Annotated in this window: 29 protein-coding genes; 26 read left to right on the plus strand and 3 right to left on the minus strand. The window is 58.1% G+C overall.

The window, feature by feature from the left end:
- Positions 1–5 precede the first annotated feature (5 nt).
- Together JNJ45_09940 and JNJ45_09945 are read right to left on the minus strand one after the other, a co-directional pair.
- A complete protein-coding gene (locus tag JNJ45_09940) occupies positions 6–1,025 on the minus strand; it encodes an alpha-ketoacid dehydrogenase subunit beta (GenBank protein ID MBL8048987.1) in 1,020 nt (339 codons plus the stop codon).
- Complete coding sequence (locus JNJ45_09945; GenBank protein MBL8048988.1) at positions 1,022–2,026, minus strand: thiamine pyrophosphate-dependent dehydrogenase E1 component subunit alpha; 1,005 nt, start codon at positions 2,024–2,026, stop codon at positions 1,022–1,024. The genes JNJ45_09940 and JNJ45_09945 overlap by 4 nt, the downstream gene beginning before the upstream one ends.
- 85 nt (positions 2,027–2,111) lie before the next feature.
- On the opposite strand from JNJ45_09945, the gene JNJ45_09950 reads away from it, so the two are divergent.
- The 24 genes from JNJ45_09950 to JNJ45_10065 all read left to right on the plus strand — a co-directional run bounded on the left by JNJ45_09950 (position 2,112) and on the right by JNJ45_10065 (position 15,966).
- The gene (locus tag JNJ45_09950; GenBank protein MBL8048989.1) at positions 2,112–2,537 is read left to right on the plus strand and encodes an antibiotic biosynthesis monooxygenase; all 426 of its coding nucleotides are present in this window, start codon (positions 2,112–2,114) and stop codon (positions 2,535–2,537) included.
- Positions 2,538–2,660: 123 nt separating this feature from the next.
- On the plus strand, positions 2,661–2,954 hold the full coding sequence (gene rpsN / locus JNJ45_09955; protein ID MBL8048990.1) for a 30S ribosomal protein S14: 294 nt from the start codon (positions 2,661–2,663) through the stop codon (positions 2,952–2,954).
- 27 nt (positions 2,955–2,981) lie between these two features.
- A complete protein-coding gene (gene rpsH, locus JNJ45_09960; GenBank protein MBL8048991.1) occupies positions 2,982–3,377 on the plus strand; it encodes a 30S ribosomal protein S8 in 396 nt (131 codons plus the stop codon).
- A gap of 11 nt (positions 3,378–3,388) precedes the next feature.
- Positions 3,389–3,952 (plus strand): 50S ribosomal protein L6, encoded by a 564-nt coding sequence (gene rplF / locus JNJ45_09965; protein MBL8048992.1) that lies wholly within the window; start codon positions 3,389–3,391, stop codon positions 3,950–3,952.
- Between the two features lie 9 nt (positions 3,953–3,961).
- Positions 3,962–4,315 (plus strand): 50S ribosomal protein L18, encoded by a 354-nt coding sequence (gene rplR / locus JNJ45_09970; GenBank protein ID MBL8048993.1) that lies wholly within the window; start codon positions 3,962–3,964, stop codon positions 4,313–4,315.
- Positions 4,316–4,320: 5 nt separating this feature from the next.
- Positions 4,321–4,893 carry a 30S ribosomal protein S5 gene (gene rpsE, locus JNJ45_09975; GenBank protein MBL8048994.1) on the plus strand — a complete coding sequence of 191 codons (573 nt, stop codon included), beginning with the start codon at positions 4,321–4,323 and terminating at the stop codon, positions 4,891–4,893.
- Complete coding sequence (rpmD, locus tag JNJ45_09980; GenBank protein MBL8048995.1) at positions 4,880–5,104, plus strand: 50S ribosomal protein L30; 225 nt, start codon at positions 4,880–4,882, stop codon at positions 5,102–5,104. The genes rpsE and rpmD overlap by 14 nt, the downstream gene beginning before the upstream one ends.
- Positions 5,105–5,107: 3 nt before the next feature.
- Positions 5,108–5,707: a 50S ribosomal protein L15 gene (gene rplO / locus JNJ45_09985; GenBank protein MBL8048996.1), complete on the plus strand. Its 600-nt coding sequence runs from the start codon at positions 5,108–5,110 to the stop codon at positions 5,705–5,707.
- A 39-nt stretch (positions 5,708–5,746) separates the two neighbouring features.
- Complete coding sequence (secY, locus tag JNJ45_09990; protein ID MBL8048997.1) at positions 5,747–7,093, plus strand: preprotein translocase subunit SecY; 1,347 nt, start codon at positions 5,747–5,749, stop codon at positions 7,091–7,093.
- 69 nt (positions 7,094–7,162) lie between these two features.
- Positions 7,163–7,816 carry an adenylate kinase gene (locus tag JNJ45_09995; protein MBL8048998.1) on the plus strand — a complete coding sequence of 218 codons (654 nt, stop codon included), beginning with the start codon at positions 7,163–7,165 and terminating at the stop codon, positions 7,814–7,816.
- Complete coding sequence (map, locus tag JNJ45_10000; GenBank protein MBL8048999.1) at positions 7,813–8,559, plus strand: type I methionyl aminopeptidase; 747 nt, start codon at positions 7,813–7,815, stop codon at positions 8,557–8,559. Before JNJ45_09995 ends, map begins: the two co-directional genes overlap by 4 nt.
- Before the next feature lie 42 nt (positions 8,560–8,601).
- Entirely contained in the window at positions 8,602–8,871 is a 270-nt protein-coding gene (gene infA, locus JNJ45_10005; GenBank protein ID MBL8049000.1) for a translation initiation factor IF-1, read from the plus strand.
- A 128-nt stretch (positions 8,872–8,999) separates the two neighbouring features.
- Complete coding sequence (gene rpmJ, locus JNJ45_10010; protein ID MBL8049001.1) at positions 9,000–9,113, plus strand: 50S ribosomal protein L36; 114 nt, start codon at positions 9,000–9,002, stop codon at positions 9,111–9,113.
- 27 nt (positions 9,114–9,140) lie between these two features.
- Complete coding sequence (gene rpsM / locus JNJ45_10015) at positions 9,141–9,518, plus strand: 30S ribosomal protein S13 (GenBank protein MBL8049002.1); 378 nt, start codon at positions 9,141–9,143, stop codon at positions 9,516–9,518.
- Positions 9,519–9,527: 9 nt separating this feature from the next.
- Positions 9,528–9,923 (plus strand): 30S ribosomal protein S11, encoded by a 396-nt coding sequence (gene rpsK, locus JNJ45_10020; protein ID MBL8049003.1) that lies wholly within the window; start codon positions 9,528–9,530, stop codon positions 9,921–9,923.
- 66 nt (positions 9,924–9,989) lie between these two features.
- Complete coding sequence (locus JNJ45_10025; GenBank protein ID MBL8049004.1) at positions 9,990–10,982, plus strand: DNA-directed RNA polymerase subunit alpha; 993 nt, start codon at positions 9,990–9,992, stop codon at positions 10,980–10,982.
- Between the two features lie 22 nt (positions 10,983–11,004).
- Positions 11,005–11,454 carry a 50S ribosomal protein L17 gene (gene rplQ, locus JNJ45_10030; protein ID MBL8049005.1) on the plus strand — a complete coding sequence of 150 codons (450 nt, stop codon included), beginning with the start codon at positions 11,005–11,007 and terminating at the stop codon, positions 11,452–11,454.
- On the plus strand, positions 11,438–12,265 hold the full coding sequence (truA, locus tag JNJ45_10035; GenBank protein MBL8049006.1) for a tRNA pseudouridine(38-40) synthase TruA: 828 nt from the start codon (positions 11,438–11,440) through the stop codon (positions 12,263–12,265). The genes rplQ and truA overlap by 17 nt, the downstream gene beginning before the upstream one ends.
- Positions 12,258–12,692, plus strand: coding sequence for a 50S ribosomal protein L13 (rplM, locus tag JNJ45_10040; GenBank protein MBL8049007.1), 435 nt, complete (start codon positions 12,258–12,260; stop codon positions 12,690–12,692). The genes truA and rplM overlap by 8 nt, the downstream gene beginning before the upstream one ends.
- Entirely contained in the window at positions 12,692–13,084 is a 393-nt protein-coding gene (gene rpsI / locus JNJ45_10045; GenBank protein ID MBL8049008.1) for a 30S ribosomal protein S9, read from the plus strand. The genes rplM and rpsI overlap by 1 nt, the downstream gene beginning before the upstream one ends.
- Before the next feature lie 73 nt (positions 13,085–13,157).
- A complete protein-coding gene (locus JNJ45_10050; GenBank protein MBL8049009.1) occupies positions 13,158–14,555 on the plus strand; it encodes a proteasome accessory factor PafA2 family protein in 1,398 nt (465 codons plus the stop codon).
- Complete coding sequence (locus tag JNJ45_10055) at positions 14,539–14,724, plus strand: ubiquitin-like protein UBact (protein ID MBL8049010.1); 186 nt, start codon at positions 14,539–14,541, stop codon at positions 14,722–14,724. The genes JNJ45_10050 and JNJ45_10055 overlap by 17 nt, the downstream gene beginning before the upstream one ends.
- Positions 14,721–15,443: a hypothetical protein gene (locus JNJ45_10060; GenBank protein ID MBL8049011.1), complete on the plus strand. Its 723-nt coding sequence runs from the start codon at positions 14,721–14,723 to the stop codon at positions 15,441–15,443. The genes JNJ45_10055 and JNJ45_10060 overlap by 4 nt, the downstream gene beginning before the upstream one ends.
- A 7-nt stretch (positions 15,444–15,450) precedes the next feature.
- Positions 15,451–15,966: a DinB family protein gene (locus tag JNJ45_10065; protein ID MBL8049012.1), complete on the plus strand. Its 516-nt coding sequence runs from the start codon at positions 15,451–15,453 to the stop codon at positions 15,964–15,966.
- Here the strand turns inward: JNJ45_10065 and JNJ45_10070 are convergent.
- Positions 15,963–16,580: a DUF1287 domain-containing protein gene (locus JNJ45_10070; GenBank protein ID MBL8049013.1), complete on the minus strand. Its 618-nt coding sequence runs from the start codon at positions 16,578–16,580 to the stop codon at positions 15,963–15,965. The genes JNJ45_10065 and JNJ45_10070 overlap by 4 nt on opposite strands.
- A gap of 654 nt (positions 16,581–17,234) precedes the next feature.
- On the opposite strand from JNJ45_10070, the gene JNJ45_10075 reads away from it, so the two are divergent.
- Both JNJ45_10075 and JNJ45_10080 read left to right on the plus strand, forming a co-directional pair.
- Complete coding sequence (locus JNJ45_10075) at positions 17,235–17,495, plus strand: hypothetical protein (protein MBL8049014.1); 261 nt, start codon at positions 17,235–17,237, stop codon at positions 17,493–17,495.
- Between the two features lie 447 nt (positions 17,496–17,942).
- The gene (locus JNJ45_10080) at positions 17,943–18,623 is read left to right on the plus strand and encodes a hypothetical protein (protein MBL8049015.1); all 681 of its coding nucleotides are present in this window, start codon (positions 17,943–17,945) and stop codon (positions 18,621–18,623) included.
- The last annotated feature ends 1,353 nt before the right edge of the window (positions 18,624–19,976 follow it).

The following is a 19,976-nucleotide window of genomic DNA, read 5'->3' on the forward strand; positions in this document are numbered from 1 at the left end:
GGCCTCTACTGGCCGACCGACGTGACCGCGTGTTGCGGCACGCGTTGGCGACCGAGCACCTGCATGACCTTGTCCACAATGTGCTGAGCGGTGGGGTAGTACGCCTTCTCCTCGCTGGTGGCGCTAGGCGCCGGGCAATCGGGGAGCGTAACACGTAGAATCGGCGCCTTCAAAGCGTGGAACGCCTTTTCGACGATGCGCGCGGCAATGTCGCCGGCGACGCCGCCGGTGTACCAGCCGCTATCGCAAACCACGACGTGGCCGGTCTTGCGAACCGAGCTAAAAATGTGGTCTTCATCCAGCGGAGAAATCGTTCGCGGGTCAACAATCTCGACGTTGATGCCCTGTTGAGCGAGCACCATCGAGGCTTCTTGCGCGAGCTTCACCATGTAGCTCACCGCCACAATGGTCACGTCGGTGCCGGTTTTGAGGGTGTTGGCCTTGCCGAGCGGAGTCTTGTAGTACTCAGTCGGGACGTTGCCCTCTTCCGAGTACAGCCAGCGATCGTCAATGTAGATCACGGGGTTGTCGTCTTCCACCGCCGCGCAAAGCAGGCCCTTTGCATCGTAGGGAGTAGCCGGCATCACAACCTTGAGGCCCGGGACGTGGTTAAACATCGCGTGGATGGCCTGGCTGTGCTGCGCGCCTTGTTCGCCGCCGCGATTGATGATGCCGCGGATGACGACGGGGCAGGCTTGTTGCCCGCCAAAAACGTAGCTCCAGTTGCTCGCCTCGTTCACCACTTGCTCAAAACCCATGAGCAGGAAGTCCAGGCGTGGGTGAATGGTGATCGGTCGCATCCCGGCGAGAGCCGCGCCAATCACGACGCCGTTCATGCCGTTTTCGCTGACCGGCGGATCGATCACGCGTCCGCTGGGGGCGTACTTGGTGTCGAGGCCGCGGGCGGTTTCGCCGACGTACCACGGGTTGAGCACGCCTTGGCCGAGGACAAACACGCGCTCGTCGCGCTCCATGGATTGGTGGAAGCCTTCGTTAATCGCGAGGCCGTAGCTCAGCTTTCTCATGCTTGCACCCCGGTGAACACGTGCTCAAGCACGCCGCTGCTGGCGGGTTGTTCGCTGGCGCGGGCGAATTCTGTCGCGTCGTCCACTTCGGCGGTGACCTCAACGCGCACGAGTTGGAGCTCGGCAGAGGAGGAGAATCCAAGTTCAATCATGGTTTGTTCGAGCTGCGTTATCGGGTCGCGATCCTTCCAGCTTTGCAAGACTTCGGGGTCGCGGATGCCGACGTCAAGGTCGTCGCTCGGGCCGACGTGGCCCAGGTAGCGATAGCATTCCGCTTCAATAAAGGTCGGCCCTTCGCCCGCCCGGGCGCGGCGCACGGCTTCCAAACCGATGTCGTGCATCTCGAGCACGTTCATGCCGTCGGCGCGGATCGAAGCGAGTCCTTCCATTTTAACGAAGGCGTGAATCGCTTCTTGCGTGCGGCGATCGAGCAACGGAAGGTGGCTCGACATGTAGTTGTTTTCGCAGACGAAAATCATCGGCAGTTGATGCAGAGCGGCAAAGTTGACCGACTCAAAGAAGATGCCTTCCTCAGTCGCGCCGTCGCCGAAAAAGGCCACGCTCACGTAGTCGCGGCGTTGCAGCTTGGCGGCTAATGCGCCGCCGACGCCGATCGGAATCGTCGCGGCGACCATGGGCACCGTGCCCAGCATGCCGATTTCTTTGTTAAAGAGGTGCATCGAGCCGCCGCGCCCCTTTGAGCAACCGGTTTCCTTGCAGAGCAACTCGGCCATCAGCGATCGCATGTCGCCGCCCTTGGCGAGGTAGTGGCCGTGCGAACGGTGGTTGCCGTGTACCAGGTCGTCGTTGCGGAGCGCCTGGCAAATGCCAGCGGCGACTGCTTCCTGCCCGATGTAGAGGTGGCAGGCGGTGCGGATTTCTTTCGAGCGCAACAGTTCGGCCGCGCGCTCTTCGAAGAGTCGGATGCGGACCAGTTGGCGGTGAAGTCGGGAGAGTGTGGCCGCGCCGTGCGAGCGACCCCTTTCGAGCAAATCAGACATGCGAACAGTTAGTTTACCTGGGACGACCCCGCTCCTCGAAAGTTTCGGCGGACAACCGGGCGGCAGCAATCTTCACAAAAATGTCATGATTAACGTCATGGATGCATCGCCCTCTGCTGCCACCATTCCCGCTGTTTCTCCGACCCGCATTGCGCCGGGCTGTTGCGGGTTGCTTCAACTGTGTCGCCCCGGATTTGTCGCCGTGAACACGATTCACTGCGCCCCGGAGTACGTCAGCCGCTTTACCGACCTCTTTGAGACCCGCGCCCAAGCCATTGACCGCATGCCCGGATTTCTGGGGATGTACGTTCTGGCTCCGCACGAGGAAGGCGGCCCGTATCTGGTCATCAGCCACTGGGTCAATGGCGAGGCATTTGAGGCGTGGACCGGCTCGCCCGAGTTCCACGAGGGCCACAAGCGCGCCTTCGCCGACCTCAAGGCTTATAAGGAGCGCGGCGAGGAGCCGCCGATGAAATCTTCGTTCCACACGTACACGGTCCTCACCGTCTAAGACCGGGATTGTCAGGAGAGGGTGCCTTGTGGTATCCTCTCTTTTCGCGTCAGACCCTGGCGCAACCGCGTGCGTAGTGTCGCCTCGCTAGAGGGGGCAAACCGCTCGAGAACGGTGTTATTTATGGCTAAAAAATGTTTAATCGAAAAGCATAAGCGTCAAGCGGAAACGTTTGCGCGTCTCGCTGCCGAAGAGCGCGAGATCATGCAACTGCCCAAGGAAAAGCGGGACGAAGCGCTGGCTGCCCTCACGGCACGCCGCGTGAAGAACCGCCAGTTCAAGACTCGCAAGTACAACCGATGCATGCTCACGGGCCGCGCCCATGGCTATGTCGGCTACTTCGGGATTTGCCGCCAATCGTTCCGCGAACTTGCTCACAAGGGCATGCTTCCGGGCGTGACCAAGTCGAGCTGGTAAGCGCGACTGTTTTTCTGAGGAACCAGTATGCATAGTGATCCTATCGCGGACTTGCTCACGCGTATTCGAAACGGCGCGAGCGCTCGACATATGAGCGTGGATGTGCCGAACAGCAAGATTAAGGTGGATATCGTCAAGATTCTCGAGGCCGAAGGCTTCGTGAAGTCGCACGAGATTTCGACCGAAACCAAATTCCCGACCCTTCGAGTTCACCTCTCGTACGACAACAAGCGCAAGCCGCTGATCCACAAGCTCACCCGCGTGAGCCGGCCGGGTCTTCGCGTTTACAAAAGTTGCGACGATTTGAGGCCGCTTCGCAGTGGTCTGACGACCCGCATCCTGAGCACGAGCCAGGGTGTCATGACCGATCGCGAGGCTCGCAAGCGCAAAATTGGCGGCGAGATCCTCTGCGAAGTCTACTAAGGAGCGCAACGATGTCAAGAATTGGAAAGCTTCCGATCAAGGTGCCGGCCAACGTAACCGTCACCATCGACGGCGATAACCTCGTCACGGTCAAGGGACCGAAGGGTGAACTCAAGCAAATGGTCGCCCGCGAACTGACCCTGGACCAAAGCGACGGTGTATTGACCCTTGCGCGTCCCAACAACCAATCGCGAAACCGCGCTCAGCACGGCCTCGCTCGCACCCTGATCAACAACATGATTGTGGGCGTGACGCAAGGACACTCGAAGTCGCTCCAAATTATTGGGGTTGGTTACCGTGTGGCCGCCGAAGGCAAGGGCCTGTTGCTGAACATGGGCTACTCGCACCCGGTGCGCATTCCCGCCACCGAAGGAATCGACTTTGACGTCAAGGTAGACGACAAGGCTCGTACCCAACATATCGTCGTAAACGGCATCGACAAGGCCCTGGTGGGTCAACTCGCCGCCGACATCCGCAAGGTCCGCAAGCCCGAACCGTACAAGGGGAAGGGGATTCGGTACACCGGAGAAGTCATCAAGCTCAAGGCTGGTAAGCGAGCCGGGGCGAAGAAGTAAGGAACTCATATGGCAACTAAAACTCGATCTCAACTTCGTGTCATTCGCCACACTCGTGTGCGAAAGACCGTTTCGGGTGCCGCCGAGCGCCCTCGACTGGCCGTCTTCCGCAGCCTGAAGCACATCTCGTGCCAGGTCATTGATGACAGCACCGGCCGCACTCTGGTCGCCGCCAGCTCCATGGAAAAGGATCTCAAGGCCACCGGCAACGTGGAAGGCGCGACCCTCGTCGGTCAAGCCATCGCCAAGCGCGCCGCGGAAGCTGGCATCAAGGCCGTGGTCTTCGACCGCGGTGGGTTCCGCTACCACGGACGTGTGTCGGCTTTGGCCGAAGGCGCCCGCAAGGGAGGACTTGAATTCTAATGAGAATGCAACAACGCAGCGGACAACGCCGCCCGAGCAACCAGCAACAAGATGGACCTCAGCTCGACGTGCGCGTCATCCGGTTGAACAAGGTTTCGAAGACGCACAAGGGCGGTAAGACCATGTCGTGGTCGGTTCTCGTCGTGGTCGGCGACAACAAGGGCAAGGTCGGGGTTGGTCTCGGCAAGGCTCGCGGTGTCCCCGACGCCATCCGCAAGGGTGAAGAAGCGGCGCGCAAGGACATGATGAAGGTTCCGATGATCGGCACCACCATCCCCCACGCCGTGGAATCGCGATGCGGAACGGCCAGCGTGATGCTCAAGCCGGCTTCGCCCGGTACCGGCGTCAAGGCCGGTTCGGCCATCCGAGCATGCCTCGAATGCGCCGGGGTCCACGACGTGCTCGCTAAGTCGCTTGGCTCGCGCAATCCGGTGAACATGGCGTATGCCACCATCGAAGCGTTTAAGGAACTTCAAGTCCCCGAGCAAGCCGCGTCCCGACGTGGGCTCGACTCGTCTGAGCTGATTCCTTGGCTTGCCAAGGCCCGTAAGGAGGAAGAGGATAATGCTACGCATTGAACTAGTGAAGAGCCTGATCGGCCAAAAGCCGGTCACGAAGAACAACGTCAAGGCCCTGGGCCTCGGCAAAATCAATAGCTTCGTGATCCAAAAGGACACTCCGCAAGTCCGTGGTCAACTCCACCGCATCCAGCACATGGTGACGGTGACCGAGATCGCTGACGAAGCCCCGAAGAAGGCCGAAAAGAAGACGGCTAAGAAGGAAAGCTAAGACATGAGTTTGCACAATCTCCGCCCCTCCAAGGGCTCGACCAAGCGCCCGCGACGACTCGCTCGTGGGATCGGCTCCGGCCTCGGCAAAACCGCTGGCCGCGGCATGAAGGGTCAAAAGGCTCGACGACAAGTCCACCCGAACTTTGAAGGTGGACAAACGCCGCTTCAACGCCGCTTGCCGGTCAAGAAGGGTTTCCGCAACGTGAACCATAAGGAGTTCGCGATTGTAAACCTGGACGACCTTGAGCGACTGTTTAAGGCGGGCGACACGGTGAGCCCGGAAACCCTCAAGGCAACCGGCATCATCAGCGGGATTAAGGACGGCCTCAAGATTCTGGCCTTCGGCGACCTCAAGAAGAAGTTGAGCGTTTCGGCGCACAAGTTCAGTAAGGCTGCTCAGGAAGCAATCGAAAAGGCGGGTGGTTCGGTGACCGTGCTGGAAAGCAAGGCCAAGAGCAATCCGGTGAAGAAGGACAAGAAGGGCGAAGCCGCGCCGAAGGCCGAAAAGGCCGCGAAGGCGGAAGCCAAGGCGCCAGCCAAGAAGGCCGCCGCCACCAAGACTGCTCCGAAGACGACGAAAGCCAAGAAATCGGCTGAGTAACGACCCCAACCCCCAGCACAACAAAGGAACAACAACAGGATGAATATGGACGCATACGGCCAAGGCAGCGGTGACAAGAACCTCAAGATGAATCTTGCGGATACCATTCGCCTTGCCTGGGCCGATGAGGACCTCCGTACGCGGATCATGTTCATCCTGAAAGTGTTCGCGATCTACGTGGCCGGTATCCACATTCGGGTTCCGATCCCCGGGGTCAACATGGAAAGTTTCGCCCGCGCGGTGGGCTCTTCCACCTTCTTCGACCTGATCAACACCCTCGGTGGTGGCGGTCTGAAGAAGATTTCAATTTTCGCTCTGGGCCTTGGCCCGTACATCACGTCCAGCATCATCATGCAGATCCTGACCTCGGCCAATCCGGCTTGGAAGAAGGAAATGGCGGAAGGCGGACAGTACGCTCGGCAGCAACAGAACAAGCGCACCAAGGCACTCACGCTCTTGCTGTGTGTGTTCCAAGGCATCACCTTTTTGCGGATGATCTCGAGCGCTGGCGGCGGCACATTCTCGCCGTTCGTCATGACCTCGGTCATCATCTTTTGGACGGCGGGTTCCTACTTCCTCCTCTGGCTGGGCGAACAGCTTAGCGAAAAGGGCATCGGAAACGGCACTAGCCTGCTGATCTTCGCCGGGATTGTCATTGCGTTCCCCTCGCAGATTGAGGTGATCATCAGCGGTATCCGCACCGGCAACCTCGCGTTTTGGCAGCCGATCGTGCTCATCGCGATGTTCTTTGCGAGCACCTGGTTTGTTGTTCACTTCACCGTCGCACAGCGCCGAATTCCGATTCAGCATATGCGGCGTCAGATGGGCACCAAGGCCATGGGCGGCGGAACCAACTACCTGCCGTTCAGCGTGAACATGGTCGGCGTCATTCCCATCATCTTTGCCTCGGCACTGCTCGCGTTACCATCGCAGTTGGCGGGTGCCTTCAAGGCGGGAACACCGACGTATGACTTCTTTCAGTCAGTGCAGCTCTTCACCTACCCGGACTTTTCAAGGTGGCAAGGGTATGTGGGCGCCTTCGTGTACATGGTGCTGATCTTCTTCTTCACCTACTTCTACACGGCCATTCAATTTAGTGTCGACGACATCTCGGACAACCTCAAACGCCACGGATCGTTCATTCCGGGCGTCCGTCCGGGTAAGCAAACGCGCGACTTCCTGGACACGATCATCTCCCGGATCACCGTCATTGGAGCGTTGTTCCTCTCGATCGTTTCGTTGTCGCAGTTCCTGGTGCCGCTCGTGGTGCCGGTTCGTGGCCTGAGCCAGATTTTCGGGACGTCGCTGCTCATTATGGTGAGCGTCGCGCTGGAAACCATGCGGCAGATCGAGGCGAACTTGATCATGAAGCAGTACGGCAACTAAGATTTGGATCGGAGGGGTCTCCCCTCCATCTGAAACCTGTGCGCACAACGGCGTGCGCACTCGAAAAACATGAACATCATCCTCATTGGACCGCCCGGCGTGGGTAAGGGCACGCAATCGGAACTGTTGCAACAGCGTCTTGGGCTGTTGCCGCTCTCCACTGGCGTTATCTTCCGTCAGGAAATCGAGGCGCAAACCGATCTCGGTCGTCTCGCCAAGCGCTACATTGACCAGGGTCGCCTGGTTCCCAACGGCGTCACCATTGAGATGATCGCGAAACGTCTTCGCAACTCCGACGTGCGCCACAAGGGATTTATTCTGGACGGCTTCCCGCGGACCATTGATCAAGCCGTGGCCCTCACCGAAATCGGCGAAGAAAACGACATTGACATTGATGGCGCGGTCTCGCTCGAAGTGCCCGACGATGTGATCGTGGGTCGCCTGAGCGGTCGCCAGGGCTGCACCAAGTGTGGGGCGATTTACCACTTAACCAACAAGCCACCCAAGCGCCCGGACATTTGCGACAACTGCAATTCGCCGCTGTTCATCCGCGCGGACGACAAGCCGGACGCGATCTCCGAGCGACTCCGCATTTTCCACGAATCCACGATGCCCGTGATTGCCTACTACGAGGGCAAAGGCATGCTCACCCGGGTGGACGCGAGCCGTGAGCCGGAAGATGTGTACGCAGAGATCATCGAGAAGTTTAAGGCTCCGGCATGATCCACCTGAAGTCGCCGGAAGAGCTCGACATCATGCGCGAGAGCGGCCGCATCCTCGCCCGGGTGCTGCGCACCGCGGGTGAAATGGTCGCCCCCGGCGTCACTCCGCTGCAAATCGACGGCGAGATCCACCGCATGATCACCGAAGCCGGTGGCCAGCCCTCGTTTTTGGGCTACAACGGCTTTCCCAACAGCGCCTGCATCTCGGTGAACGAGGTGGTGGTGCACGGGATTCCGACCGACGTGCCCCTGGTCGAAGGCGACCTCATCGGGCTCGATCTCGGCGTGTATATCAACGGATTTCATACCGACGCGGCGTGGACGTTCGCGGTCGGGAAGATCAGCCCGGCCCACGTCAAGCTCATGGAGGTCACCGAGGCGAGTCTCTACGCCGGCATCGCGCAGGCGAAGGTGGGCAACAAGGTGGGCGATATCTCCAGCGTTATCGAGAAGATGATCACCAAGGCGGGCTACGGCAACGTGCGCGAGCTTGTCGGTCACGGCATCGGACGGAGCCTCCACGAGGAGCCGAGCGTGCCGAACTACGGCATCGCCGGTAAAGGGCCGGTGCTCAAGCACGGCACGACCATTTGCATTGAGCCGATGATCAATCTCGGCACGCACAAGGTGAAGACGCTGCCCGACAACTGGACCATCGTGACCGCCGACCGCAAGGCGAGTGTGCACTTTGAGCACACGATTGCGGTGACCAAAGACGGCCCGCTCATCCTCACGCAGGAGTAAAGTTGCCCTGAGGCAAGGGGTGGCTGGTACACTCCGCATTGAATGGCGAAAAGAAAATTTCACCCTAAGAAGGACAAACACCCCGACGATCACAAGGAGGAGGGGATTGAGTTAGAAGGCGTTGTGCTGGAAAACTTGCCCAACGCGCGCTTTCGCGTGGAGATTCCTGACCTTCAAACCGAAATTTTGGCCCACGTCAGCGGAAAAATGCGCATGAACTGGATCAAGATTTTGCCGGGGGACAAGGTGAAAGTTGAAGTTTCGCCGTACGATCCCACTAAAGGTCGGATCACTTACCGTATGCGTGTCTAAAAAACCCGCGAATGGAGTACCCATCGTCAATCAGGCGTGGGTATACTCCCCCATTGCGTTGACGAATCTTTGTCGGCGCGTTTGCTCCGGTTTCGGGGCGCCATCATAAGACCAGACGTAACAAAGCCATGAAAGTTAGGGCCAGTGTAAAGAAAATTTGCGACAAGTGCAAGGTGATTAAGCGCGAGGGAGTCGTGCGAGTCATCTGCGTGAATCCTAAACACAAGCAACGTCAAGGTTGATCTGAGGAGAACTGAAGAAACAAACTTATGGCTCGTATTGCCGGGATTGACTTACCACGAGAAAAGGCGGTTCTTTACGCCCTGCCGTTGATTTATGGGCTTGGCCCAAAGACGACGGCCGACCTGCTTGAGAAGACGGGCTTGGACCCGCGCAAGAAGGTGAAGGACCTGACGGACGCTGAGATTTCGAAGCTCCGCGAAGCGATTGATTCGGACTACCAAGTCGAAGGCGATCTGCGTCGCGAAGTGCACCAGAACATTCGTCGCCTGATGGAAATTGGCTGCTTCCGCGGCCTGCGCCATCGCCGTGGTCTGCCGACTCGTGGTCAACGCACGCGCACTAACGCTCGAACTCGCAAGGGTAAGGCAAAGACCGTCGCCGGCAAGAAGAAGGCCCGCAAGTAAGGAACGGATATGGCACGAAAGACAACTACGCGAGGAAAGCAAAAGGAAAAGCGTCAGGTGGCCAGTGGGTGTGCTTACATTCACAGCTCCTTCAACAACACGATCATTTCGATCACCGATCCGCAAGGCGCGGTTCTGGTTTGGTCCAGCGCTGGGGCAGTGAACTTTAAGGGTAGCCGCAAGGGTACGCCGTTCGCCGCTCAAGTCGCCGCCGAACGAGCCGCCAAGAACGCGATCGAAGGTCACGGCCTTAAGAAGGTGGAAGTGAACGTGAGCGGCCCTGGTGCGGGACGCGAAACCGCGATCCGATCGCTGGCTGCCGCCGGCCTTGAAGTAATCGCCATTAAGGACATCACCACGATTCCCCACAACGGTTGCCGCCCGCCCAAGAAGCGCCGCGTCTAATCGCTCGCATTGAATTTTTCAAGGCCGGAGTAGCAATGCTCCGGCTCTGACCTGAACAACCATCACATGCCGTACATTCAGACACTTGAACTCAACTCCACTTACGGGAAGTTTGTCCTCGAGCCGCTAGAGCGCGGTTACGGGCAAACGATTGGTAACGCACTTCGCCGTGTGTTGCTCAGCTCGATCAATGGGATGGCCGTCACCGGCATTCGTATTGATAAGGTTTTCCATGAGTTCGCTCAGATCCCCGGCGTGAAGGAAGATGCGACCATGTTCATTCTGAACGTCGCCAACCTCGCCATCACCAGCGACATGGAGTTCCCGCCGACCGAACCGGTCAGCTTCACCATCAGCGTTAAGGGTCCGGGCAAGGTCACCGGCGCCGACGTCGTCTGCCCCGAAGGCTATTCGATCGCCAATCCTGAAGTTTATCTTTGCTACGTGAGCGACGCGAAGGTCACCTTCAACTGCGAACTGCTCGCCGAATGGGGTTCGGGCTACGTGCTTCCGGATCGCCACGAGCGCTGGAAGGGCCTCATTGGCACGCTCGCCATGGGCACGCAATTCACCCCGGTCCGCAAGGTCAACTACATTGTCGAACAAACACGCGTGGGCAACCGCACCGACTACGAGCGCCTGGTGCTCGAAGTCACCACCAACGGCAGCGTGCCGCCGAACGACTCGGTGACGCAGAGCGCGCAGATTCTTGACAAGTACTTCAAGATGTTCTTCGACCTCGGCAAGGCCAGCATCGACATGGGCTTCGACGAAGCCGAAGCGGAAGAACCGGAACTCAGCAACGTTCCGGAAATCAAGATTGAAGAAATGGACTTCAGTCAGCGCACGTTCAACTGCTTGCGCCGCGCCGGGCTCCTCACTCTTCGCCACCTCGCCACGGTCACCGAAAGCGACCTCATCGGCATTCGCGGTTTCGGCAAGAAGTCGCTCAACGAGGTCCGCGATAAGCTCGAAGAGCACGGTCTGGCCATTAAGCCTCCCAAGGGCGGCTACCGACCGATTGATTTTGACGACGACGAAGAAGAAGACTTCGACTGAGATTTAACTAAGGACAAAGACTATGTATCACAAGATTGATCACCGTAAGTTGGGTCTTCCGCACGATCAGCGGATGGCGCTCCTCCACAACCTGTGCCGCCAATTCGTGCGCGTGGGCTACGTGCACACCACGTTTGGTCGCGCCAAGGAACTGCAACGCATGGCCGAAAAGCTGATTACGCTGGCCAAGGCCGATACGCTGGCTTCGCGCCGAGCGGCGCGCAAGATTCTCGTCGGTCACTCGGCGAGCACGCCGAAGCCCGCTCGCCTGCTGGCCGGGAAAAGCGATATCGAGAAGCTCGAAATCCTCAAGCAACGGAGCCTCATCAATGGCGAAGACCTGGTCAAGCACCTCTTCGATCACGTGGCTCCGCGCTTTAAGGATCGCAAGGGCGGCTACACCCGATTGACCAAGACCGGGATGCGACGCGGCGACGCGGCCATCACTGCGGTTCTTGAACTCGTCGACTAAGCCACGCCGCATACAACTCGTCGTCGCTTACGACGGCACTGACTTTTGCGGCTGGGCCGCACAACCGGACCAACGGACGGTCCAATGCACATTAATAGAAGCCGTGCGCCAGATCTCGGGCGAAGATTGCGAGATCATTGGAGCAAGCCGCACCGATAGCGGAGCTCACGCCCGGGGACAAAGTTGCCATTTCGACTGTAAGGTCAACTTGCCCACCGAGCGATGGGCCCGCGTTCTCAACCGCCAACTGCCGCCCGATATCGCGGTGGTTCGAGCGCGCGAGGTTCCGGAGCACTTCCACGCTCGATTCAGCGCTCGCTGGCGCACCTACCGTTACCGTATCGCCCGCGACAAAGACCCGCTGGCCCTACGAACGGCCCACTGGGAACCCCGCGAACTGAACTTGGCGAGGATGCAACAGGCCGCCGCTCACCTTGTCGGCGAACATGACTTTCGCTGGTATAGCGAGCAGTGCCAGGACGTGGAGAACACCGTGCGCAAACTTGCCTACCTCCATGTGACGCGCCACGCTGACCAAACTTGGATCGAGATCCGAGGCAACGCGTTTGTCCGCGGCATGATGAGGAGGATCGCCGGAGGGCTACTGGAAGTCGGACTGAACCGACGCCCCGCCCGCGATTTGGCCGAGATGCTCCACCCGCGCGAACGCGAATCGCACATGCCCCCGGTTGTGCTGCCCGCGCGCGGACTGACCCTCCTACGGGTCAGTTACCACCGACAATTTCGAGATCTCCGTGAAGACGGAGGACTTGGGAAACAAAAAAACTCGATACAGGAAAGCGATGAATAGAACATTCTCAGCTAAGCCGGCGGAGATCGACCGCAAGTGGCATATCGTAGACGCAACGGGACTTCCCGTTGGTCGCATTGCCGCCCAAGTCGCTCAAGTCCTGCGAGGCAAACACAAGCCAACCTTTACTTACAACCAAGATTGTGGGGACTTTGTCGTCATTATCAATGCCGATCGTGCCGTCCTTACGGGCAGTAAGCGCGATGAACTGATCTACTGGCACACCATGTGGCCGGGCGGACTCCGCAGCGTTAGCCGCGGTAAGATGCTCGACGAAAAGGCCGACCAGTTGGTCGCCAAGGCCGTTTGGGGCATGATGCCCAAGACCAAGCTGGGTCGCGCGATGTTCAAGAAGCTCAAGGTTTACACCGGCAGCGAACACCCGCACGAAGCCCAACAACCGACCCCCCTGAAGGTGACTAAGTAATGGCAGCAGATCGATTTTATGGCACCGGCCGCCGCAAGTGCGCCGTCGCCCGTGTTTGGGTGAAGGCCGGCGAAGGCAAGATCCTCATCAACGGTCGCGATTGCGCCGAGTACCTCGGTCGCCCGGTTCTGGAAATCCTCGTGAAGAGCCCAATCGCTCTTCTCGACATCGACGGTCGCTACGACATCACTTGCTTGGTCAAGGGTGGCGGCATCTCCGGTCAAGCCGGGGCCATTCGACTCGGCATTAGCCGTGCGCTGATGGAGATGGATGCCAACCTCCGCCCGTCGCTCAAGCGCGCCGGTTTTGTCACCCGCGATGCTCGCATCAAGGAACGCAAAAAGTACGGTCGCAAGAAAGCCCGCCGCGGCTTCCAGTTCGTCAAACGCTAAGCGTTTTTTCGAACTCACGACCCAGAGCCCCGTTGCCCAGCAACAGGGCTCTTTTTTGTGCGTAACTTAAGGAGTGCGTCGCTACGGAATCGAAACGGAATACGGCTTTTTGGTGGAGGGCCATGGCGCCGCCGACCAAGTGGAGCTGGCGCGCGACGCCGTGCGCCTCGCCCCCGGCTTTGCCGACCGCTGGGATTACTCGCGCGAGCATCCGCGCCGCGATCTGCGCGGGTTCTCGGTCGAGGCGCTGCAGGTGGATCCCACCGACTGGAAGTTTGAGGAAGGCTCCCGCGCCCGCCAAAGCAGCGCCGATACTCGCGCCGACCGCGTGCTGTCGAGCGGGGCCCGGTTCTACAACGATCACGGCCACCCGGAGTTCGCCACGCGCGAATGCGCGACCCTCGCCGAACTCGTGGCCCAAGACCGCGCCGGAGAGGAATTCGTGCGGCAGGTGTGCGCGCTCTACGCGCAACAGAGCGGGCGACGAGTTGAGGTCTACAAGAACAACACCGACTTTCACGGCGCAAGCTACGGCACCCACGAGAACTACTTGGCGCCGCGCCACCTCGGATTCGATGGCCTCGCGCCGGTGCTCATCCCCATGCTCATCGCGCGCACTGTGCTCTGCGGCGCGGGAAAGGTTGGGCGCGAGGCGGGCCCGGAATGCGACTTCCAGCTCAGTGCGCGGGCCGACTTTTTCTCCGAGACCGCGAGCGTGGACACGCTCTTCAAGCGACCCTTGATGAACACGCGCGACGAGCCGCACGCGCCGGAGAACGACTGGATTCGGGTGCACGTGATTACCGGCGACGCCAACATGATGCCCGGTTGCACCGCCCGCAAGGTCGCGTTGGCGCAGCTCGCGCTGGATCTGGCCGCGCAAGGGTGGAAGCCGCCACGCCTGGAGAATCCGGTGGCCGCGTTTCAGCAGGTCAGCCGCGAGGAATGTTTCCGGCTCGCGGATGGAAGCTTCGAAACCGCCGATGGGCTGCTGTGGCGATACTTGGACGCCGCGGGCGAGGCCCCGATCGCGCACCATTGTCGCCGACTGCTGGACTTGCTCGCCGAAGATTGGCGTCTGGCCGCGCCCGAGATTGATTGGGCGGCGAAGCGCTTCCTTATTGAGCACGCAGGCACGGATTCGTTGGCCGAGCAGCGCTCGCTCGACCTGGCGTATCACTCGCTGGACCCGGAAACCAGCCTGTACGCGGGTCTGGAGGGGAGCGGCTGGGTTGCCAACCCCGCCTTGCCCAATGAGCCAAAGGTCATCACCCGCGGCCAGGTTCGCGGACACTTCGTCAGCCAGTTTGCGGAGGCCGTGGAGGCGGTCACGTGGTCGGCGATACGGTTGCGCGGCGGCCGCACGATTGAATTGCGGATCGAAACCGATTACCCCGCGTCCATCTTGGCGACATCTGACGTAGAATCGTGTATATCCTTAACGGAACAAGCCCATGGGAATTCAAGCTGATCGACGAACAATGCCGGGAATGCCGGAGCCCGAGCGCAAGCTGGGCGACGAGAGTGGCCCGAGCAAACCCGACCTGAAAAAGCCGGCGCTGCCCAACGAACTGCTGCGCCGCATGAAGAATGTTGACCCCGACCAGGCGAAGAAGTACCGCCAGCGATCGGGCGAATGACGTTTCAACAGCTCGTCAAGTGGCGGCCCTCGCCGCTCTCGCCGGAGGTTCCGGATACGCATGGCACCACGGTTATCGCCTTGCGCTATGCCGAGGGTGTGGTGATTTTGGCCGACCGCCGCGCCACCATGGGCAACCTCATCATGTACGATCAGGCCGAGAAAATCGGCGCGATTGACAACTCCACCTTGCTCGCCATCAGCGGGTCGTTTGCCCGCGCCATCGAGGCGATTCGTATGCTGAAGCACAGCTTTAAGTATTATCGCCGCGCGCAGATGGTCGAGATGTCGGTGGAGGGCAAGCTGCAGGAAATTGGCCGCAGTGTGGCTGCCAATATGGCCGCCAGCATGGAGGGCGTGGGCATCTACATCCCCATTGTGGCCACCTACGACAAGCCAAAAGACGAGTTTTTGATCTACTTCTTCGATGGCGCCGGGGCGCGGTTTCCGCACCCTCACTACGCCGCGGCGGGGAGCGGCTCGGAGCGGATTCGCGGGATGTTTGACTATATCACGCGCACCAAACCGGCTTGGGAAAAGCGGCCTTTGGCCGATGTGTTGGGCGATGGCCTGACCATGCTGGACATCGCCGCGGATTTGGATTCGGCGACCGGCGGCTGGAACAAGGTGCTCCCTTCGGCTTATGTGCTCACCCGCGAGGGCGCGGCAAAGGTGGAAGATGCGGTTCTGCGAAAAGCCGCGGACGCGGCGCGGAGATAGGGCGGTTATGCACTTTGACCTCGTGCCGATTGGGGACGTAGATGTTCAGCTCGCGGCCAAGATCGCGACCCTGCAAGACGGAACGCGCGAATGGCGCGGCGAATTCGAGTCCATGTCGCCCGAAGAACTGACCTGGCAGCCCTATCCGGACGGGCCGAGCATCGGCGGCTGCATCTTGCACATGGCGGGTTGCGAGGCCTGGTGGCTTCAGGCGGTGGTGCGCGGCGAGGAACTCGACGCGTCGAATCCGGCGATCGCTTATGATGCAGCGCTGGACCAAGATAACCACGTGTGGCCGACTCCGCCCGCCGAAAGTCCGGAGTGGTACTTTGACATTCTTTCCGCGCAACGCGAGAAGACGATTGCTCTCATCACGGAGCACAACGATCCGGACTCGGTGCATGTCCGCCCAAGCGGAAACTCGTTTACGTTTCGCTGGATTGTGGCACGCCTTGTGCAACACGATTCGTATCACGGTGGGCAGTGCGTGATGCTCCACGAAATGTGGAAAAAGCGCGGTTAGGCTTTAACAACGCGATAATGGCCGATCATGCGCCAAGCGAATAGCACGTCCTCAAACTGCGTGCCACGCCCGATGTTGTGTACCATCAGCGGCGTCACGCCATCGTTCGCAAACTGGTTGGTGACCATTCCGGTGTGAGCGCGGCCATCCTTCAGCCGCCAAGTCACGATATCTCCCGCGCGAAAATCGCTCGGCTTGTTGGATAGTGGAAGGCTATAGCCTTTGCGCGAAAACCACACTTCGAGGTTAAGCACGCGGCGATGATCGATGTTGCGATCGGGCTTGCGCAAACCCCAGTTTTGCGGATACTTGTTAAAGTGTTTCGCCATGTCCTCATGGAGTTCCTTTTGCAGATCGATATTGGCCGCGCGCAGCGCGCGCACAATCACATCCGCGCACACCCCGCGCTCCATCGGCACATCGCCGCCGGGGTACTTGAGCTGCACGTAAGCCGGGTCGTAGAACTTGGTCAGCCGCGCCTGCTCCTTCGCACTGATCATCACCGCCGACTCGCGCTCGGTCATCGGGGTTTGGCGCGTCGTCGTCGTCTTCGTTTGCTGGCAGGCAACGAGGACGAGTGCCGCCGCTCCGAGGCAAAGGGTTCCGAGTTTCATGAGGGTCCTGATGATAGGATACTTGAGGTTGCCAAACGCGCATTGGCCATACCTTCCTTGCTTCCTTGCGGCAGCCCGAGCCCCCGTCTGGGCAAAGCGACTAGCGTGAGCGTAGTCGCGCGGGCGTGGCAAGTGGGCAGACGGGGGCGGGCCAGATAAGATAAGAGAGTTGTAAAAAGTCGCTCAGGAACTTGCTCCGTCACAACTCTATTGCTATACTGGCTATAGGTGGAGCACGTCGCAGTGCGAAACCTGAGGTTTTGAAAGTGTGCTCTCCACAGCCTGAACGGGACCAACTTCTCCTCTACTATAGGGCCATCATTGGTCACAGCGAGCTTGCGGAATTGGTATCATCAGTTGAAATTGAGGATGGCAAGAACGGACTTCAGCTGGTGCTTGTGTTCCGATACGCACCTACGACTGAAGATATTGAGGATGCTGACGTTACCGTGACTGAACTCTACGCTAGCTTTCCAAGCCTACAACATATCGACCTTGCGATTATTCATGGGGACAAGGTTTGGCAAGTGCCAGATTGCCTGAACGACTAGCAATTACATGTGGTGGTTAAGTGGAATTTTGCCGAACTACGAGGTGCTGCTCTACAGCGCCTTTATCCTATGCTTTGTCTTAGGGCCAGGGATGATGTACCTAGTGATTATTCTCCTCAGTGCATCTATACTGCCATTGATTCTGGTGACGTGGAAGGCTCTGCGCAAGAAAGGCACTCGCTGGTCCGAATGGCTGCTCGCGGTGTTCATCTTCTTTAGTTGGCTTCAGCCGTTTGTCCCTCAAGACCCGTCGTTCCTCCTGCCAAATATCTTGCTCCTCTACTTAGGAACCATACTGGCTTACACGTACATCTCGAAAACGACCAACTGGTTTAAGAAATCGTCCAAGCAGAGCAAGGTCTAGGGATTGTTGAAGTACAACCGTTTCCTCAGATTCGTGTGTCGTACAGTACTGGCCCATCCGCGATCCTCGCTGCTGCACCTACGAGGACCGGGCGGTTTGTGTCGCCACTCTCTTGGCGAATGCATTCGGAGCGCTGATCGATTGGGCATGATACGAACACTTCACTCGCGAAAGCCCGAGCTAGTACCGAGGCAAAGCGAGTAACGAGTAGGGTGCGCTCTCCAAGCGCCGCAGCCTCAGCCCCCGTCTGGGCAAAGCGACGAGCGAAGCGTGGTCGCGCGGGCGTGGCAAGTGGGCAGACGGGGGCGGCGCACAAAAAGTCCTCCAGAAAGTTGTTTCGCCACAACTCAGTTGCTATACTGACATTTGTGGAGCGCGTTGCAGAACGAAATTGGAGGTGTTGACATTGCGCGCTCAACAGCCTGGTCCGGACGGAGGTAGTTAAACATGAGAAGGTTTGCCCTGCTTGTTGCTTGCAGTTGTGCGTCGTTCGCTTTGGCGAAAACGCCCGAACAGCTGTTCATCGAACAGCGCTTTGACCAAATCAAATCCATGAAGGCACCGCCGAAACAGAACCAGTTCAGCACAGTGGTGTACCGATTTTCACGGGTGCAAGGTGAAAAGGGAAGACTGAAGCACATAAAGGAGTATCTTACAGCCCTTCGACCTCATTTTGACTTAAACAGCAGTTCATTCAGAGGGGGAGAAGATTCGGACCGCAAAGTCGAGGCGATTATGGCTTCGGTTAAATTTCTTACGGTTAAATATCAGAGTACTGAAGCATTCAATTGTTTCTTTCAGATGACATCCGATGGTGCGATTGCCGAGTATTGGGACGAGGAGGTTCGAGTTGCTGTATGCGGCAGCTACGCCGCAGTGAATGAGTACTTGAAGCAGAATCCTAAAAAGTATCGTGACTTGCTCTATACGTTGAGCGTATATGGCCCGCCACCGGAATCACAGCGAAAAACTGTACCTATCTCGTTGAGCATTGCGAGGCGCAAAAAGCTCGTCCACTATGAAAGGCTCATGAAGGACTGGTTGAAGGTCAAAAGTGAGTTCGGGGATAAGTGGTGGCTAACGTCATTTTTGCCATATTCGAATTGCTCTTCATCCGTGCAAGTTTAGTTAGCACACCATGTACGGCATAACTCTCGGACCCCGCGCATTTATTAGCATTTTCGAATCCAGTGCAATAGAGTTATTGGCGATATCTGCGCTGGCAGTGGGCGGTTTGATTAACTTAGTTTATCTGACTAAACTCTCGCGGGCAGCAAGGGTGCAAGACCCGATCACAGCACGCCGTGCGAAGAAGGCGCTTGCGTTTGTGGGTATCGGCGCAGTCGCCTTCTTACTCGCGCCAGATCCTCCCGGACTTGGGTTGCACTGGCTCGATGGGGTCTTTGCCCTGTATCTGGCTGCCTGTTCCATTGCTCATCTAAGGGTCTTTTCGAGTGGGTTGCATAGAACGTGACGGTGAGTGCTTTCCAAAGCGACCCCAAACGTTGCCCCAGCCTCCTATCTCGCGGCAGCCTCAGCCCCCGTCTGGGCAAAGCGACTAGCGCAAGCGTAGTCGCGCGGGCGTGGCAAGTGGGCAGACGGGGGCGGCGCATATAAGAGAGATATAAAAAGCTCTCCAGGAACTTGTTCTGCTAGAGCGCGGTTGCTATAATGAGTTGAGCCTACGGATATTCATGATCAGGTCAAAGCGCAACATGTCGAACTCAACAAGATCATGATTCATTCAGGGATTGCAACGTCCGTTTTGTCAGACCATATTTACTGGCCCTCCACAAATTTCCTTATCTTCATTGGCTTGGGCAGTTTGCTCGTGCGATGGTACGTTTCAAGAGTCGTTCAACATGTCGAAGCAAATTCAAAGAGTAATGCAAATAGAGTCGGGCTTGATGTTTCTGAATTTTTTCCAGATTTAGTCATTCGGAAAAGGCAAGTGCTATACTTCTTCTTAGTTGCAGTTGTCACATTTGTTTGCGTGGACTTCTTCTCGAAACGGAATTCTCATCTTGATCAGTCATTGGTTAATCTGTTGGTTTTGATTTTGTTTTCGGTGATGCTCTCTTATGCCGTGCTAACCTTTCCTCATTGTTCTCTAGCCAAACTTGTTATTGAACCAGCTAAGAATCCTGAAGAGGTTAGATAAGATGATATTGAGCACTGCAGTGCTGTTTCTGGGTGCAGTCCCTTACTTGCTCGTGGGTTCCTCCGAAGGGAGATCTGGGTCTCGTGCTAAGAATTGGCTTCTTGCGAGTGGAATGGTTGCGTTATCCTACTCGTCATTCTTCCTGAGCTTGTGTGCGTTGGTATCGTGGAGAAGCCAGGTAAATCCTTCCTTTGCTCCCAATGGTGGGCCAGAATCCCTGGAAACATTTCGACATGCGTCGGGTTCTGGTGCATTGTTGCTACTTGCTTTTGGTGTATCATGACATGAACCATTTTCAATTGGGCGCGAGTAGGCCTTCG

The sequence above is a fragment of the Chthonomonas sp. genome (genome assembly GCA_016788425.1).
Classification (GTDB): domain Bacteria; phylum Armatimonadota; class Fimbriimonadia; order Fimbriimonadales; family Fimbriimonadaceae; genus JAEURQ01.

What these genes read in the sequence shown, in the direction of transcription:
- JNJ45_09940 (MBL8048987.1), bottom strand. Translation starts at nt 1,025, where the DNA reads ATGAGAAAGCTGAGCTACGGCCTCGCGATTAACGAAGGCTTCCACCAA.
- JNJ45_09945 (MBL8048988.1), bottom strand. Translation starts at nt 2,026, where the DNA reads ATGTCTGATTTGCTCGAAAGGGGTCGCTCGCACGGCGCGGCCACACTC.
- JNJ45_09950 (MBL8048989.1), top strand. Translation starts at nt 2,112, where the DNA reads ATGATTAACGTCATGGATGCATCGCCCTCTGCTGCCACCATTCCCGCT.
- rpsN (MBL8048990.1), top strand. Translation starts at nt 2,661, where the DNA reads ATGGCTAAAAAATGTTTAATCGAAAAGCATAAGCGTCAAGCGGAAACG.
- rpsH (MBL8048991.1), top strand. Translation starts at nt 2,982, where the DNA reads ATGCATAGTGATCCTATCGCGGACTTGCTCACGCGTATTCGAAACGGC.
- rplF (MBL8048992.1), top strand. Translation starts at nt 3,389, where the DNA reads ATGTCAAGAATTGGAAAGCTTCCGATCAAGGTGCCGGCCAACGTAACC.
- rplR (MBL8048993.1), top strand. Translation starts at nt 3,962, where the DNA reads ATGGCAACTAAAACTCGATCTCAACTTCGTGTCATTCGCCACACTCGT.
- rpsE (MBL8048994.1), top strand. Translation starts at nt 4,321, where the DNA reads ATGCAACAACGCAGCGGACAACGCCGCCCGAGCAACCAGCAACAAGAT.
- rpmD (MBL8048995.1), top strand. Translation starts at nt 4,880, where the DNA reads ATGCTACGCATTGAACTAGTGAAGAGCCTGATCGGCCAAAAGCCGGTC.
- rplO (MBL8048996.1), top strand. Translation starts at nt 5,108, where the DNA reads ATGAGTTTGCACAATCTCCGCCCCTCCAAGGGCTCGACCAAGCGCCCG.
- secY (MBL8048997.1), top strand. Translation starts at nt 5,747, where the DNA reads ATGAATATGGACGCATACGGCCAAGGCAGCGGTGACAAGAACCTCAAG.
- JNJ45_09995 (MBL8048998.1), top strand. Translation starts at nt 7,163, where the DNA reads ATGAACATCATCCTCATTGGACCGCCCGGCGTGGGTAAGGGCACGCAA.
- map (MBL8048999.1), top strand. Translation starts at nt 7,813, where the DNA reads ATGATCCACCTGAAGTCGCCGGAAGAGCTCGACATCATGCGCGAGAGC.
- infA (MBL8049000.1), top strand. Translation starts at nt 8,602, where the DNA reads ATGGCGAAAAGAAAATTTCACCCTAAGAAGGACAAACACCCCGACGAT.
- rpmJ (MBL8049001.1), top strand. Translation starts at nt 9,000, where the DNA reads ATGAAAGTTAGGGCCAGTGTAAAGAAAATTTGCGACAAGTGCAAGGTG.
- rpsM (MBL8049002.1), top strand. Translation starts at nt 9,141, where the DNA reads ATGGCTCGTATTGCCGGGATTGACTTACCACGAGAAAAGGCGGTTCTT.
- rpsK (MBL8049003.1), top strand. Translation starts at nt 9,528, where the DNA reads ATGGCACGAAAGACAACTACGCGAGGAAAGCAAAAGGAAAAGCGTCAG.
- JNJ45_10025 (MBL8049004.1), top strand. Translation starts at nt 9,990, where the DNA reads ATGCCGTACATTCAGACACTTGAACTCAACTCCACTTACGGGAAGTTT.
- rplQ (MBL8049005.1), top strand. Translation starts at nt 11,005, where the DNA reads ATGTATCACAAGATTGATCACCGTAAGTTGGGTCTTCCGCACGATCAG.
- rplM (MBL8049007.1), top strand. Translation starts at nt 12,258, where the DNA reads ATGAATAGAACATTCTCAGCTAAGCCGGCGGAGATCGACCGCAAGTGG.
- rpsI (MBL8049008.1), top strand. Translation starts at nt 12,692, where the DNA reads ATGGCAGCAGATCGATTTTATGGCACCGGCCGCCGCAAGTGCGCCGTC.
- JNJ45_10055 (MBL8049010.1), top strand. Translation starts at nt 14,539, where the DNA reads ATGGGAATTCAAGCTGATCGACGAACAATGCCGGGAATGCCGGAGCCC.
- JNJ45_10060 (MBL8049011.1), top strand. Translation starts at nt 14,721, where the DNA reads ATGACGTTTCAACAGCTCGTCAAGTGGCGGCCCTCGCCGCTCTCGCCG.
- JNJ45_10065 (MBL8049012.1), top strand. Translation starts at nt 15,451, where the DNA reads ATGCACTTTGACCTCGTGCCGATTGGGGACGTAGATGTTCAGCTCGCG.
- JNJ45_10070 (MBL8049013.1), bottom strand. Translation starts at nt 16,580, where the DNA reads ATGAAACTCGGAACCCTTTGCCTCGGAGCGGCGGCACTCGTCCTCGTT.
- JNJ45_10080 (MBL8049015.1), top strand. Translation starts at nt 17,943, where the DNA reads ATGAGAAGGTTTGCCCTGCTTGTTGCTTGCAGTTGTGCGTCGTTCGCT.